Annotated in this window: 15 protein-coding genes and 1 other annotated feature; of the genes, 5 read left to right on the forward strand and 10 right to left on the reverse strand. The window is 55.7% G+C overall.

Annotated elements, in window-relative coordinates; all coding sequences use genetic code 11:
• Positions 1–354 precede the first annotated feature (354 nt).
• The 3 genes from clpB to rluD all read right to left on the reverse strand — a co-directional run bounded on the left by clpB (position 355) and on the right by rluD (position 4,759).
• Positions 355–2,928, reverse strand: a complete 2,574-nt coding sequence (gene clpB / locus MHZ97_RS07270; RefSeq protein ID WP_239314205.1) for an ATP-dependent chaperone ClpB — start codon at positions 2,926–2,928, stop codon at positions 355–357.
• Positions 2,929–3,053: 125 nt separating this feature from the next.
• Positions 3,054–3,782 carry a purine nucleoside phosphorylase YfiH gene (gene yfiH, locus MHZ97_RS07275; RefSeq protein WP_239314206.1) on the reverse strand — a complete coding sequence of 243 codons (729 nt, stop codon included), beginning with the start codon at positions 3,780–3,782 and terminating at the stop codon, positions 3,054–3,056.
• Positions 3,779–4,759, reverse strand: coding sequence for a 23S rRNA pseudouridine(1911/1915/1917) synthase RluD (gene rluD / locus MHZ97_RS07280; RefSeq protein ID WP_103794847.1), 981 nt, complete (start codon positions 4,757–4,759; stop codon positions 3,779–3,781). Before rluD ends, yfiH begins: the two co-directional genes overlap by 4 nt.
• Positions 4,760–4,890: 131 nt before the next feature.
• Between rluD and bamD the strand changes: the two genes are divergently transcribed.
• The 4 genes from bamD (at position 4,891) to pheA (ending at position 7,638) form a co-directional block, all read left to right on the forward strand.
• Positions 4,891–5,625: an outer membrane protein assembly factor BamD gene (gene bamD, locus MHZ97_RS07285; RefSeq protein ID WP_103794846.1), complete on the forward strand. Its 735-nt coding sequence runs from the start codon at positions 4,891–4,893 to the stop codon at positions 5,623–5,625.
• Between the two features lie 272 nt (positions 5,626–5,897).
• Positions 5,898–6,224: a ribosome-associated translation inhibitor RaiA gene (gene raiA, locus MHZ97_RS07290; protein ID WP_033751998.1), complete on the forward strand. Its 327-nt coding sequence runs from the start codon at positions 5,898–5,900 to the stop codon at positions 6,222–6,224.
• A 100-nt stretch (positions 6,225–6,324) separates the two neighbouring features.
• Positions 6,325–6,449, forward strand: a sequence feature (Phe leader region).
• A complete protein-coding gene (gene pheL, locus MHZ97_RS07295; protein WP_100279143.1) occupies positions 6,326–6,373 on the forward strand; it encodes a pheA operon leader peptide PheL in 48 nt (15 codons plus the stop codon). It overlaps the preceding feature by 48 nt.
• Positions 6,450–6,471: 22 nt before the next feature.
• Positions 6,472–7,638 carry a bifunctional chorismate mutase/prephenate dehydratase gene (gene pheA, locus MHZ97_RS07300; RefSeq protein WP_103794845.1) on the forward strand — a complete coding sequence of 389 codons (1,167 nt, stop codon included), beginning with the start codon at positions 6,472–6,474 and terminating at the stop codon, positions 7,636–7,638.
• Positions 7,639–7,776: 138 nt separating this feature from the next.
• Here the strand turns inward: pheA and tyrA are convergent, their stop codons facing one another.
• Together tyrA and MHZ97_RS07310 are read right to left on the reverse strand one after the other, a co-directional pair.
• Entirely contained in the window at positions 7,777–8,898 is a 1,122-nt protein-coding gene (tyrA, locus tag MHZ97_RS07305) for a bifunctional chorismate mutase/prephenate dehydrogenase (protein ID WP_103794844.1), read from the reverse strand.
• A gap of 6 nt (positions 8,899–8,904) precedes the next feature.
• Positions 8,905–9,984, reverse strand: a complete 1,080-nt coding sequence (locus MHZ97_RS07310) for a 3-deoxy-7-phosphoheptulonate synthase (protein ID WP_239314209.1) — start codon at positions 9,982–9,984, stop codon at positions 8,905–8,907.
• Positions 9,985–10,274: 290 nt separating this feature from the next.
• Between MHZ97_RS07310 and MHZ97_RS07315 the strand changes: the two genes are divergently transcribed.
• Positions 10,275–10,805, forward strand: coding sequence for a GNAT family N-acetyltransferase (locus MHZ97_RS07315; RefSeq protein WP_103794842.1), 531 nt, complete (start codon positions 10,275–10,277; stop codon positions 10,803–10,805).
• Between the two features lie 68 nt (positions 10,806–10,873).
• On the opposite strand, the gene rplS is transcribed toward MHZ97_RS07315, so the two are convergent.
• The 5 genes from rplS to ffh form a co-directional block, all read right to left on the reverse strand.
• Positions 10,874–11,221 carry a 50S ribosomal protein L19 gene (rplS, locus tag MHZ97_RS07320; protein WP_033752010.1) on the reverse strand — a complete coding sequence of 116 codons (348 nt, stop codon included), beginning with the start codon at positions 11,219–11,221 and terminating at the stop codon, positions 10,874–10,876.
• A 42-nt stretch (positions 11,222–11,263) separates the two neighbouring features.
• A complete protein-coding gene (gene trmD, locus MHZ97_RS07325; RefSeq protein WP_033752014.1) occupies positions 11,264–12,025 on the reverse strand; it encodes a tRNA (guanosine(37)-N1)-methyltransferase TrmD in 762 nt (253 codons plus the stop codon).
• 35 nt (positions 12,026–12,060) lie between these two features.
• Entirely contained in the window at positions 12,061–12,609 is a 549-nt protein-coding gene (gene rimM, locus MHZ97_RS07330; RefSeq protein ID WP_103794841.1) for a ribosome maturation factor RimM, read from the reverse strand.
• A gap of 18 nt (positions 12,610–12,627) precedes the next feature.
• Entirely contained in the window at positions 12,628–12,876 is a 249-nt protein-coding gene (gene rpsP, locus MHZ97_RS07335) for a 30S ribosomal protein S16 (RefSeq protein ID WP_007893313.1), read from the reverse strand.
• A gap of 144 nt (positions 12,877–13,020) precedes the next feature.
• Positions 13,021–14,382 carry a signal recognition particle protein gene (gene ffh, locus MHZ97_RS07340; RefSeq protein ID WP_103794840.1) on the reverse strand — a complete coding sequence of 454 codons (1,362 nt, stop codon included), beginning with the start codon at positions 14,380–14,382 and terminating at the stop codon, positions 13,021–13,023.
• Between the last annotated feature and the right edge of the window lie 41 nt (positions 14,383–14,423).

Here is a 14,423-nt window from a genome sequence, read left to right on the forward strand (position 1 = left end):
TCTCGAGTGCCCACACAGATTGTCTGATAAATTGTTAAAGAGCGGTGCAGTCAGCGGCGGAGCCTGCTGCTGCGAGGTGGCGTATATTACGCTACTCTCCTTCGGAGTCAACCACTTTTTTTCAGTGATTTCATCCGGCGACCCGGCTAACCGGCTCTCCTGAACACCGCATTTCGTAAGCCGTTGTGCCGTGTCAGTGGAGGCGCATTATAGGCAGTTCTTCCGGGCTGACAAGCCCTAATTTAAACTTTTTTACTGACCGCTCACTTTCCAGGCAATGCGCTGAAAAATGCGTCAAAACTGCGATTTTCAGCATAAAAAAACGGGCCCGCAGGCCCGTTTCGCTGATGTCGGTTACTGATGAGCGACAATTTCGCCCTCTTTGACATCCATCTCGATCGTTTTGCCAGGCACCAGCTGCCCCGAAAGAATCTGCTGCGCCAGCGGGTTTTCGATCTGCTGCTGAATCGCACGTTTCAACGGACGCGCGCCATAAACCGGATCGTAGCCATTTTCGCCCAGCAGCTTCAGCGCTTCGTCGGAGATATGCAGCTGGTAGCCGCGTTCATCCAGACGTTTATACAGACGCTGCAGCTGAATTTGCGCAATAGAAGCAATATGCTGCTCGCCCAGCGGGTGGAACACCACAACTTCATCGATACGGTTAATGAACTCCGGACGGAAGTGATGGCCGACAACGTTCATCACCACATCTTTCATTTCCGCGTAGTTCAGTTCGCCGAAGCGCTCCTGAATCAGGTCGGAACCCAGGTTCGACGTCATGATGACCACCGTATTGCGGAAATCGACGGTGCGACCCTGTCCGTCAGTCAGACGCCCGTCGTCCAGCACCTGCAGCAGAATGTTGAATACATCCGGATGCGCTTTCTCTACTTCATCCAGCAGGATGACGGAATAAGGACGACGACGCACCGCTTCTGTCAGGTAGCCGCCCTCTTCATAACCGACATATCCCGGAGGCGCGCCCACCAGCCGCGATACGGCGTGTTTTTCCATAAACTCTGACATATCGATACGCACCATCGCGTCATCGCTGTCGAACAGGAAATTTGCCAGCGCTTTGCAGAGCTCAGTTTTACCCACGCCGGTCGGGCCCAGGAACAGGAACGAACCGATTGGACGATTCGGATCGGACAAGCCTGCGCGGCTACGACGAATCGCGTTCGATACCGCTTCCACCGCTTCGTTCTGACCAATGACGCGCGCGTGCAGATCCTGCTCCATGCGCAGCAGCTTATCGCGCTCACCTTCCATCATGCGCGCCACCGGAATACCGGTCCAGCGTGCCAGCACATCGGCGATCTCAACGTCGGTAACGCGGTTGCGCAGCAGCTTCATGGTCTTACCTTCAGACTGCGTAGCGGTCGCCAGCTGTTTTTCCAGCGCCGGGATCTTGCCATATTGCAGCTCTGACATTTGTGCCAGATCGCCGACGCGACGCGCCTGCTCCAGCGACAAACGCGCCTGCTCCAGCTCCGCCTTGATATTCTGCGTACCGGTAAGCGATGCCTTCTCCGCCTTCCACTCCTCTTCCAGCTCGGCGTATTCACGCTCTTTCTGGTCGAGTTCGCTTTCCAGCATCTCGAGACGCTTAATGCTGGCGTCGTCCGACTCTTTCTTCAGTGCCTGCTGCTCAAGCTTCAGCTGAATAATGCGGCGCTCAAGGCGATCGAGCGGTTCCGGTTTCGAGTCGATCTGCAGACGAATGCTGGACGCCGCCTCATCGATCAGGTCGATGGCTTTATCCGGCAGCTGGCGATCGGCGATATAGCGATGCGACAGCGTCGCCGCCGCGACAATCGCCGGGTCGGTGATCTGCACATGGTGGTGCAGTTCATAGCGTTCTTTCAGACCGCGCAGGATAGCGATGGTATCTTCCACGCTTGGTTCAGCGACATAAACCTTCTGGAAACGACGCTCCAGCGCGGCATCTTTTTCGATGTACTGACGATATTCGTCCAGCGTGGTCGCGCCGACGCAGTGCAGCTCGCCGCGCGCCAGCGCAGGCTTCAGCATATTACCGGCATCCATCGCACCGTCGGCTTTACCGGCGCCGACCATGGTATGCAGCTCATCAATAAACAGGATGACGTTGCCTTCCTGCTTCGACAGATCGTTGAGTACGCCTTTCAGGCGCTCTTCGAACTCGCCGCGATATTTTGCGCCCGCCACCAGCGCGCCCATATCCAGCGCCAGTACCCGGCGGCCTTTCAGCCCTTCCGGCACTTCGCCGTTAATGATGCGCTGCGCCAGCCCTTCCACGATTGCGGTTTTCCCGACGCCCGGTTCACCAATCAGTACCGGGTTGTTTTTGGTACGGCGCTGCAGCACCTGAATAGTGCGGCGGATCTCTTCATCACGGCCGATAACTGGATCGAGCTTGCCCTGTTCGGCGCGTTCGGTCAGGTCGATGGTGTATTTCTTTAACGCCTGGCGCTGATCTTCAGCCCCTTGATCGTTCACGTTATCTCCTCCACGCAGCTGCTCAATGGCTTTAGTAAGCTTGTCAGTGGTCGTGCCGGCCGATTTCAGCAGATCGGCCAAAGAGCCGCGCGAGTCGAGGGCCGCCAGAACAAAGAGTTCAGATGATATAAAGTTGTCGCCGCGCTTCTGCGCCAGCTTGTCGCACAGGTTAAGTACGCGAACCAGATCAGCAGAGGGCTGCACATCCCCGTCGCTGCCTTCTACCTGAGGTAAACGGTTGATAGCCTGTTCGACGCCGTTGCGCAGAGCAGCAACATCAACGCCAGCGGAGGCTAATAACGGACGAACGGATCCGCCTTCCTGATTGAGCAGTGCGCTCATCAGATGCAGAGGTTCAATAAATTGGTTGTCGTGTCCCAGAGCAAGGGACTGCGCGTCGGCAAGGGCCAGTTGGAACTTGTTGGTAAGACGATCCAGACGCATGATTCCTCCCATTACAGGTCAAAATGCTACTGGAGATTAAAATGAGGTCATCCCCCAAATTTTCAAGGTTAATGACCTGCATTGTGAGCAAAAAATACGCTACTGGATCGTCTTGTGGCGTAAGGTTATCTCAGCCAAATTAAAGAAGCCATACGCCCGGTGGTTCCGTCGCGTCGGAAGGAGAAAAAATCGCCACTCTCCTGAAAGGTGCAGCGGCGGGTCATGCTCACAGAGGTGACGCCGGCCGCCTGTAGCCGCTGCTGCGCAAGGAGCCAGATATCAGCGAAATACTTCGCGCCAGCCGGACGAAAAGCCTGCTGGGCGCGGGCGTCATGCGCCATAAATGCATCGCGCACTTCGCTGCCCACTTCAAACGCGTCGGGACCGATTGCCGGTCCAAGCCACGCATGTATCTGACCAACAGGCGAAGCAAACTGCGCCAGCGTATTTTCCAGCACGCCAGCGCACAGGCCACGCCAGCCGGCATGCGCTGCGGCAACTTCTGTGCCGTCATAAGAACAGAAGAGTACCGGCAGGCAGTCCGCGGTCATTACCGCACATACCACGCCCGTTTCGCGCGTTAGGCAGGCATCCGCCCGTAAAGGCTCCGCCTGCACAGCAGGCAGGCGAACCACGTCGGTGCCGTGAACCTGCTCAAGCCAGTGCGGCATCGCCGGCAACGCGGCGCGCTCGACCAGGCTCTCCCGGTTAGCGGCCACATGCGCCGGATCGTCGCCGACATGGCCGCCCAGGTTGAACGTATCCCACGGCGCCAGACTTACGCCGCCGCCGCGCAGCGTCGAACAGGCGCCTACGTTAGCGGGCGCAGGCCAGTCCGGCTGGATCCAGCTCATAGCCAGTCCATCTGATCGCGGAACTCATCGGTGTCTGCTTTCAGTGCCTCAATCAGCTCCACCATGTCCTGCGGCAGCGGCGCATGCCACTCCATCTCAATTCCGGTAATCGGATGATAGAGACGCAGCATGGTTGCGTGCAGCGCCTGGCGATCGAAAGCGCGCAGCGTTGCGATGAACTGATCCGAGGCGCCTTTCGGCGGACGCGGACGGCCGCCGTAAAGCGGATCGCCCACCAGCGGATGGTTAATGTGCGACATATGCACGCGAATCTGATGCGTTCGGCCGGTTTCGAGACGCAGGCGCAGACGGGTATGGGCGCGGAAGTGCTCCATAATGCGATAGTGCGTTACCGCCGGTTTGCCCATCGGATGCACGGCCATATGGGTGCGTTTGGTTGAGTGACGGCTGATAGGCTCATTTACCGTGCCACCCGCCGTCATGGTTCCAATCGCCACCGCTTCATATTCGCGGGTAATTTCGCGCAGCTGTAGCGTTTCCACCAGGTGCGTCTGCGCCGGAACGGTTTTCGCCACCACCATCAGGCCGGTGGTGTCCTTATCCAGTCGATGCACGATACCGGCGCGCGGCACGTCGGCAATGGCAGGATAGTGATAAAGCAGCGCGTTAAGTACCGTACCGTCAGGATTACCGGCACCGGGGTGCACCACCAGATCGCGCGGCTTGTTGATCACCAGAATATCGTCATCTTCATAGACGATGTTCAGGGGGATGTTTTGCGCTTCCCAGCGCTGCTCTTCTTCAATTTCTGCGTCGATAGCGACCTGTTCGCCGCCCAGGACTTTCTCTTTCGGTTTATCGACGATCGCGCCGTTAACGCTGACGCGCCGGTCAAGGATCCACTCTTTTATGCGCGAGCGTGAATAATCGGGGAACAATTCCGCCAAAGTTTGATCTAAGCGTTGTCCCAGCTGCGCTTCGGAGACCGTTGCGGTGAGTTGAACTTGTTGTGCCATATACAGCTTCTTCGTTAACGTTGGGTTTTCACGGCGATGCCGTTTAATATAATGTGCTATCGTACCTGGTCATTACCGGGAGCTATACGGACAGCTTCCGCCATAACAAATTTGAGGATAACCATTTCGTCATGACGCGTATGAAATATCTGGTGGCTGCTGCCACACTGAGCCTGGCCCTCGTTGGATGTTCCAGCTCAAAGGACACAGTACCGGACAGCCCGCCTTCCGAAATCTACGCTACCGCTCAGGAAAAGCTGCAGGACGGTAACTTTAAAGCGGCGATTAAGCAACTGGAAGCGCTGGACAACCGTTATCCTTTTGGTCCTTATTCTCAGCAGGTACAGCTTGATTTGATCTATGCCTACTACAAAAACGCCGATTTGCCGCTGGCGCAGGCGGCAATAGATCGCTTTATGCGTCTTAACCCGACCCATCCGAACATCGACTACGTTATCTATATGCGTGGCCTGACGGATATGGCGCTGGACGACTCCGCGCTGCAGGGCTTTTTCGGTATCGACCGTTCTGACCGCGATCCTACGCACGCCCGCGACGCCTTCCGTGACTTCTCGCAGCTGGTGCGTAACTATCCAAACAGCCAGTACGCAGCCGATGCGCAAAAACGTCTGGTCTATCTGAAAGACCGCCTGGCGAAGTATGAACTGTCGGTGGCGCAATTCTATACTAAGCGGGAAGCCTATGTCGCGGTTGTTAACCGCGTTGAAGGCATGATGCGCGATTATCCTGATACTCAGGCGACGCGCGATGCGCTGCCGCTGATGGAAAAAGCCTATCGCAATCTGCAGCTGAATGCCGAAGCGGATAAAGTGGCGAAAATTATTGCCGCAAACAGCGCCAGCTAATACTGAGCCGAAAAAACGAAAAAGCAGCCGTCATGGCTGCTTTTTTTATGCGCGAAAAATCGACAACTCCTCTGATTCCCCGCTGATCTATCCCGTCAATCATGCGCCACTCCCCGCACCGATTCAAGGTCTTTCGGCCACATTCCCGGCCTTTCTCACAAATCCCTGGTATTGACAAAAAGTGACATTTTTTCGTGATCTAAATCACACATTTCATTGTTCAGCGCGTTATGCTGGATCTACCCAGACGGAAATGACAGAGAGGTAGACCTATGATTCTGAACATTACCAGCAAACAAATGGAAATCACCGCGGCTATCCGCGACCATGTCGAAGACCGTCTCGCCAAGCTGGAAAAATGGCAAGCTCATCTGATAAATCCGCATATCGTTCTCTCTAAAGCGCCGAAAGAATTTGTGGCTGATGCCACCATCAATACGCCAAACGGCACGCTGGTTGCCAGCGCTAAGCACGAGGATATGTATACGGCGATTAACGATCTCATCGGTAAGCTTGAGCGTCAGTTGAATAAGGTTCAGCACAAACCAGAAGCCCGTCGGGCAGCGACCAGCGTGAAAAACTTTACGCCGGCCACCTGATCTCTCCCCTGTTTTAGCAAACGCGCCCGCGGGCGCGTTTTTTATTGACAGCCTTAAATCAGTGCGGGTACTCTCGAATCACTTTTTGAATGGAAATCATCATGAAACGTCTGCCGTTTTTCTTCGCTTTCTTTTTTACCTTCCCCTGACTGGGAGGCGAGTCGTCGTGTGAAAACGAAAGCGAAGACGAACAACAAAGCCTCCCAGCCGGGAGGCTTTTTTATTGGACAGCTTACAGGTGAGCCCTATGAATCCCGAGAACCCTTTACTGGCACTGCGAGACCAGATCAGCGCCGTTGATGAAAAGCTGCTGACGCTGCTGGCAGAGCGCCGTGCGCTGGCCGTGAAAGTTGCCGAAGCGAAACTGGCCACGCATCGGCCCATTCGCGATATCGAACGCGAGCGTGCGCTGCTGGAGCACCTGATCGTGCTCGGGAAGAAACATCAGCTCGATGCGCACTACATCACGCGTCTGTTTCAGCAGATTATTGAAGATTCCGTTCTGACCCAGCAGGCGCTGCTGCAGAAAAACCTGAACCATGCCCATGCGCTGGCGGCGCGTATCGCTTTTCTCGGGCCTAAAGGCTCCTATTCGCACCTGGCCGCACGTCAGTATGCCGCGCGCCACTTCGACAATATGGTGGAAATTGGCTGTCTGAAATTCCAGGACATTATTCGTCAGGTGGAAAATGGTCAGGCTGATTACGCGGTGCTGCCGATTGAAAACACCAGCTCCGGCTCAATCAATGACGTTTACGATCTGCTGCAGCAGACCAGCCTGTCGATTGTGGGTGAACTGACCCAGCCGATCGACCACTGCGTGCTGGTCACAGGCACCACCGATCTGCAGCAGATTGAAACCGTCTACAGCCATCCGCAGCCGTTCCAGCAGTGCAGCCAGTTTATTAGCCGTTTCCCGCACTGGAAGATCGAATATACCGAAAGCACCGCTGCCGCCATGGAGAAAGTCGCGGCGCTGAACTCACCGAAGGCGGCGGCGCTGGGCAGCGAAGCGGGCGGCGAACTCTATAATCTGCAGGTGCTGGAGCGTAATCTGGCGAATCAGCAGCAAAACCATACGCGGTTTATCGTTCTGGCACGCAAAGCCATCGCCGTTTCCGATCAGGTTCCGGCAAAAACCACGCTGCTGATGGCAACCGGCCAGCAGGCGGGCGCGCTGGTTGAGGCGCTGCTGGTGCTGCGTCAGCATAACCTGATCATGAGCAAGCTGGAGTCGCGCCCGATTAACGGCAATCCGTGGGAAGAGATGTTTTATATCGACGTGCAGGGCAATCTGGAATCTGACAGCATGCAGCAGGCGCTGCAGGAGCTGAAGGGACTGACGCGCATGCTGAAGGTGCTGGGATGCTATCCCGGCGAGAACGTCGTCGCGGTGGAGCCGCGCAGCGCATAACAGAACGGCATCCGCGAGGATGCCGTTTTAATTACCGGTCAGCTGCCGTTGTGGGTGATGAGGGGATCGAAAGTCGCTTTACGCCTCCCTGACGCGGGACGCATTGCTCCTCGACCTCCTTACCCGTAACAGCGGCCTTTAGGGTCGACTGTCGTTAGCGGAGCGCAGCAGGCTGCGGCTCTCTACCATAAAGCGTTTAGCGTGATCGCCAAACCAGTGCTCGACGCGGTTAAAGCTGTCGATAAACGCCTGCTTATCGCCCTGCTCCAGCAGCGTAATCGCTTCGCCGAAGCGCTGGTAATAGCGTTTGATCAGCGCCAGGTTGCTTTCTGAGGACATAATGATGTCTGCATAGAGCTGAGGATCCTGCGCGAACAGCCGCCCGACCATCGCCAGCTCCAGCCGATAAATCGGCGACGAGAGCGCCAGCAGCTGATCGAGGTTAACGTTCTCTTCTGCCAGATGCAGCCCGTAGGCGAAGGTTGCGAAGTGGCGCAGCGCCTGAATAAAGGCCATGTTCTGATCGTGCTCTACCGCGCTGATGCGATGCAGCCGCGCCCCCCACACCTGAATCTGCTCCAGAAACCACTGATAGGCTTCAGGCTGACGCCCGTCGCACCAGACCACAACCTGTTTCGCCAGGCTGCCGCTGTCTGGCCCAAACATTGGATGCAGACCCAGCACCGGGCCCGCGTGTGCCGCCAGCATCGCCTGTAGCGGACGGTTCTTGACCGACGCCAGATCTACCAGAATACAGTCCTCCGGCAGCGGCGGCAGCTGCGCAATCACCTGTTCCGTCAGATGGATCGGTACGCTGATAATCACCATACCGGCATCGCTCAGCAGCGATGGGGCGCGATCCCAGTCCTCTTTATCCAGCGTCTTCACGCTGTAGCCCGACAGCGTCAGCATGCGCGCAAACAGGCTGCCCATCTGCCCTTTACCGCCGACGATGACCACCGGCCGCAGCGTCGGATTAAGGGTTTTAAAGCCTTTGTCGTTTTCGCTGGTATAGGACTCGCGCATCACGCGGCGCAGGATATCTTCAATCAGATCGGGCGGAACGCCAAGCGCTGCCGCCTCTTCACGGCGCGAAGCCAGCATGGATGCTTCGCGCTCCGGTACGTAGATAGGCAAGCCGTAGCGGCTCTTTACTTCGCCAACTTCAGCCACCAGCTCCAGCCGTTTCGCCAGCAGATCCAGCAGCGCTTTATCAACCGTATCAATTTGATCGCGTAGCGCGGTCAGTTCAGCCACCATTGCTCATTACACCTCGTTTGAGAGACGCGCCGACAGCACTTCTTGCACATCCTGATGCATCTCGCGCAGCAGCGTTTCGGTGGTTTCCCAGTTGATGCAGGCATCCGTTACGGAAACACCGTATTTCATTTCGCTGCGCGGCTGCTCGGAAGACTGGCTGCCTTCATTAATGTGGCTTTCCAGCATCAGGCCAATAATCGAGCGGTTGCCATCTTTAATCTGGGCTATCGCCGATTCGGCGACGCCAGGCTGGCGGCGATAGTCTTTATTAGAATTGCCATGGCTGCAATCTATCATCAAGGCCGGACGCAGTCCCGCTTTGACCATCTCTTTTTCACACTGGGCGACATCTTCCGGACCGTAATTGGGCGCTTTGCCGCCGCGCAGAATAACGTGACCATCTGGATTGCCCTGGGTCTGCAGCAGGCAGACCTGCCCCGCCTGGTTAATGCCGACAAAGCGGTGCGGCATCGCGGCGGCGCGCATGGCGTTGATGGCGGTGCCGAGGCTGCCGTCGGTGCCGTTCTTAAAGCCGACCGGCATTGAGAGGCCAGACGCCATTTCGCGGTGCGTTTGCGATTCAGTGGTGCGCGCACCGATAGCAGACCAGCTGAAGAGATCGCCGAGGTATTGCGGACTGTTTGGATCGAGCGCTTCGGTCGCGAGCGGCAGCCCCATCTCCACCAGGTTTACCAGCAGCTGACGCGCAATATGCAGACCCGCTTCCATATCAAAGGAGTTATCCATGTAGGGATCGTTGATCAACCCTTTCCAGCCAACGGTGGTGCGGGGTTTTTCAAAATAGACGCGCATAACGATATAGAGCTGATCCTTCAGCTGGTCAGAGAGATCTTTCAGGCGACGCGCGTAATCCAGAGCAGCTTCGGTGTCATGGATTGAACAGGGACCGCAAACCACCAGCAGACGCGGATCGCGGCCAGCGATGATATCGGAAATGGTCTGGCGTGAAGCGGCGATCTGCGCTTCCTGCTGGGCAGACAGCGGAAACTTCGCTTTCAGCTCTTCCGGGGTGATCAAAATCTGTTCATTCGCAATGTGGACATTGTTCAGCGCGTCTTTTTGCATGGCTACGATCCTTTTTTCCTCGTTATGCGGTTAATGATCCTCTGACAGGATGAGAGACACTTTAACACAGGACGTAAAACAAGCAATCCATAGATGTACACTTTTATTACCATAAAAATAATTGGCGAGCAGAATCAATTAAAATAACCATTATTTTCATTACCTTATTTATAAAACACTCAAAACCCACCAATGGGAATGTGTAAAATAATAATTACACTCTCCTTTTGGCATTCTCTCGTCTCGCCTGTTACGCTTTGCTCAACCTCCCCTTTTTTATCAGGTATCTTATGGCTCTTTCTGTTCACCTGCGTCCCTTCGTTTCCGCTGATATCCCCGCATTCACCGCTGCCGTTAACGCCTCGCTGGATACGCTGCAGCCCTGGATGGTATGGGCGCATCCAGACTATCAGCCTGAAGAAGCGGCGAGCTGGATCGCTTTTACGCAGCAGCAGAGAGCGAATGGCGAGGCGGAAGAGTTCGCCATCGTTGACGAGCGGGATCGTTTGCTGGGCGGTGCCGGGATCCGCTTTGCCCGTGAAGCGGGCCAGTTCGCCGCGCTGGGATACTGGGTGCGCAGCGATATGCAGCGACAAGGGGTCGCCAGCCGCGCCGTCGCGCTGCTGCTTGAGATGGGATTTGCACGGCCAGAGATAAAGATTATTGAAATTCTTGCGGCGGAAGAGAACCGTGCCAGCCGCGCGGTAGCGGAGCGCTGCGGCGCACGCTTTATCGATATGCGCTACGGCTTAATCGTGCTGGAGAGCGGGCCGGTGAATACTGCCATTTATCACCTGCGTCGTCCGGAAGCACAGGCATAAAAAAAGGGGCTGGCATCACGCCAACCCCTTGTTTGCTATTAACTTTTAGATGTCGCGTTAGCGATACCTTAGTTAAGACGCTCTTTGATACGAGCTGACTTACCAGTACGCTCACGCAGGTAGTACAGTTTGGCTTTACGCACAGCACCACGGCGTTTGACAGAAATGCTGTCGATGACCGGAGAGTGAGTCTGGAAGACACGCTCAACGCCTTCGCCGTTAGAAATCTTACGAACAGTGAATGCAGAGTGCAGACCGCGGTTACGGATAGCGATAACCACGCCCTCGAATGCCTGCAGACGTTTTTTAGAACCTTCAACGACCCATACTTTCACTTCCACGGAATCACCCGGACGGAAGGAAGGTACGTCCTGTTTCATCTGCTCTTGTTCAATTTGCTTGATAATGTTGCTCATAATTAAATCTCTTATCCTGGGTAAACTGATAGTCGCGGGAGATTACTCTGCCGCCTCATCGTTTTGTTGCTGATGTTCCAGCTGGAACGCTTTCAGCAACCTTGCTTGCTCTTCAGTCAGAGCCAGGTTTTCCAGAAGTTCAGGTCTTCTTAGCCAGGTACGGCCCAGCGACTGTTTCAGGCGCCAGCGGCGAATCTCTGCATGGTTACCAGACAGTAAAACTGCCGGTACCTCCATGCCTTCCAGCACTTCAGGTCGGGTATAGTGCGGACAGTCCAGTAAACCGTCAGAGAACGAATCCTCCTCGGCTGACGCCTGCTTGCCCAGCACGCCGGGAATTAACCGGGCCACTGAATCAATCATCGTCATAGCTGGCAGTTCGCCGCCGCTGAGCACGTAGTCGCCGATTGACCATTCTTCGTCAATTTCGGTTTTAATCACGCGCTCATCAATACCTTCGTAGCGACCGCAGACCAGAATCAACTTCTGCTGCGTCGCCAGTTCGCAAACGCCCTGTTGGTCAAGTTTGCGTCCCTGAGGTGACAGGTAGATTACCCTGGCTCCTTCCCCCGCCGCCGCTTTCGCTGCGTGGATTGCATCCCGTAAGGGTTGCACCATCATCAGCATTCCCGGTCCGCCGCCGTAAGGACGATCGTCCACCGTGCGGTGCCGGTCGTGAGCAAAGTCGCGAGGACTCCAGCTCTCGATGCTGAGCAGGCCATTTTTTACTGCCCGGCCAGTTACCCCGTAATCGGTAATTGCGCGAAACATCTCTGGAAAAAGGCTAATAACACCAATCCACATTGTCTTCGCCGTTACGTTACCTTGCGATTCGGAGATCAAAAACCAGGATCCCAGTCTACTTCAATGACGCCAGTAGCGAGATCGACTTTCTTGATAACCTGTTCATCAAGAAACGGTATTAACCGCTCCTTCACACCGAATGCATCTTTCAGGTTCGCCTTAACGACGAGAACGTCGTTCGAGCCGGTTTCCATCATATCGATGACTTTGCCCATCTCGTAGCCGTCAACGTTGACTACCTTGAGACCCATCAGGTCTTTCCAGTAATAGTCGCCGTCTTCCAGCTCCGGCAGCTGCGCCGAGTCGACCGTAATTTCGCAATTGGTCAACTGCGTCGCCGCATCCCGATCGTCAATGCCTTTGACTTTGATGATCAGGTCCTGATTGTGATGTCGCCAACTTTCCAGCTCAACCTGCTGCCATTTACCGGCGCGCTGAATGAACCAGGGTTGGTAGTCGAAGATACTTTCGGCCGCTTCGGTGGAGGAAAACACTTTGAGCCAGCCACGTATGCCGTAGGCAGCGCCCATTTTCCCCAGTACAAGGGGCTTAACGGGAGGCTGTGCGGCAAGTTCTTTGCTCATGCTCACCACCGTGACAGATTAAGCTGCTTTTTTTGCTTCTTTGATCAGCGCGTTAACGCGATCTGAAAGCGTTGCGCCCTGGCCAACCCAGTGCTCGATGCGGTCCAGATCCAGACGCAGACCTTCAGCCTGACCAGATGCGATCGGGTTGAAGAAACCAACGCGCTCGATGAAGCGACCGTTACGTGCATTGCGGCTGTCAGTAACGACGACCTGATAGAACGGACGCTTTTTAGCGCCGTGACGTGCCAAACGAATTGTTACCATAACATCCTCTTAAGTTAATAAAACAACCGGGCCCCATTGAGGGAACGGGGCCCGGGTGCAATATAAAAAGCCCGAAAATTTTACTCATTTCGGCGCAAAAAGCAACCTGCGAGCGCAACCTTTCGGGCTTTTATTGCCGAACGCTTAGCGTCCGGGGAATCCTGGGGGCATCATGCCTTTCATGCCGCGCATCATTTTCGCCATGCCGCCCTTCTTCATTTTCTTCATCATGCGCTGCATATCGTCGAACTGCTTAAGCAAGCGGTTAACGTCCTGCACCTGCATGCCGGCGCCGGTGGCGATGCGACGTTTGCGCGAGCCTTTGATAATCTCCGGCTTTTCGCGCTCTTTGCGCGTCATGGAGTTGATAATCGCCTCCATACGCACCAGCACCTTATCGTCCATCTGCGACTTCACGTTGTCCGGCAGCTGCCCCATGCCCGGCAGTTTGCCCATCAGGCTCGCCATGCCGCCCATGTTGCGCATCTGCTTAAGCTGCTCGAGAAAGTCGTTAAGATCGAAGCCGTCGCCGGTTTTCAGCTTTTTCGCCAACTTTTCCGCCTGATCGCGGTCAACTTTGCTCTCAATATCCTCAATCAGCGACAGCACGTCGCCCATGCCGAGAATACGCGAGGCGATACGATCGGGATAGAACGGCTCCAGCGCCTCGGTCTTCTCACCGACGCCCATAAATTTGATCGGCTTGCCGGTGATATGACGAATCGACAGAGCGGCACCGCCGCGCGCGTCACCGTCCACCTTCGTCAGGATGACGCCGGTCAGCGGCAGAGCTTCGTTAAAGGCTTTCGCCGTATTCGCCGCATCCTGACCGGTCATGGCGTCAACGACAAACAGCGTCTCTACCGGATTGATCGCGGCGTGCACCTGTTTAATCTCGTCCATCATCGCTTCATCGACGTGCAGACGACCGGCGGTATCCACCAGCAGCACATCATAGAACTGCAGCTTCGCCTCTTTCAGCGCGTTCTTAACGATGTCGACCGGCTTCTGGCTCAGATCGGACGGGCAAAAATCGACGCCAACCTGCTGCGCCAGCGTTTCGAGCTGTTTGATCGCCGCCGGGCGATAAACGTCCGCAGAGACGACCAGCACTTTCTTCTTGTGCTTTTCACGCAGGAATTTACCCAGTTTGCCGACGCTGGTGGTTTTACCTGCACCCTGCAGGCCCGCCATCAGCACCACAGCCGGCGGCTGCGCGGCGAGGTTAAGGGCGTTGTTCTCCGCGCCCATCGCCGCAACCAGCTCATTGCGCACGATTTTGATAAATTCCTGGCCCGGCGTCAGGCTTTTGTTGACGTCCTGACCCACCGCGCTCTCTTTGACGCGGTTGATAAAGTCGCGCACTACCGGCAGCGCAACGTCCGCCTCCAGCAGCGCCATGCGCACTTCGCGCAGCGTGTCTTTGATGTTGTCTTCTGTCAGCCTTCCGCGGCCGCTGATATTGCGCAGGGTTTGCGACAAACGATCGGTTAAATTGTCAAACATTGTCTCTCACTCAAAAAAATCGCGAGGCGCCTGATCGGCAT

It is taken from the genome of Pantoea sp. ACRSC, from assembly GCF_022346785.1.
Taxonomy (GTDB): domain Bacteria; phylum Pseudomonadota; class Gammaproteobacteria; order Enterobacterales; family Enterobacteriaceae; genus Pantoea; species Pantoea alvi.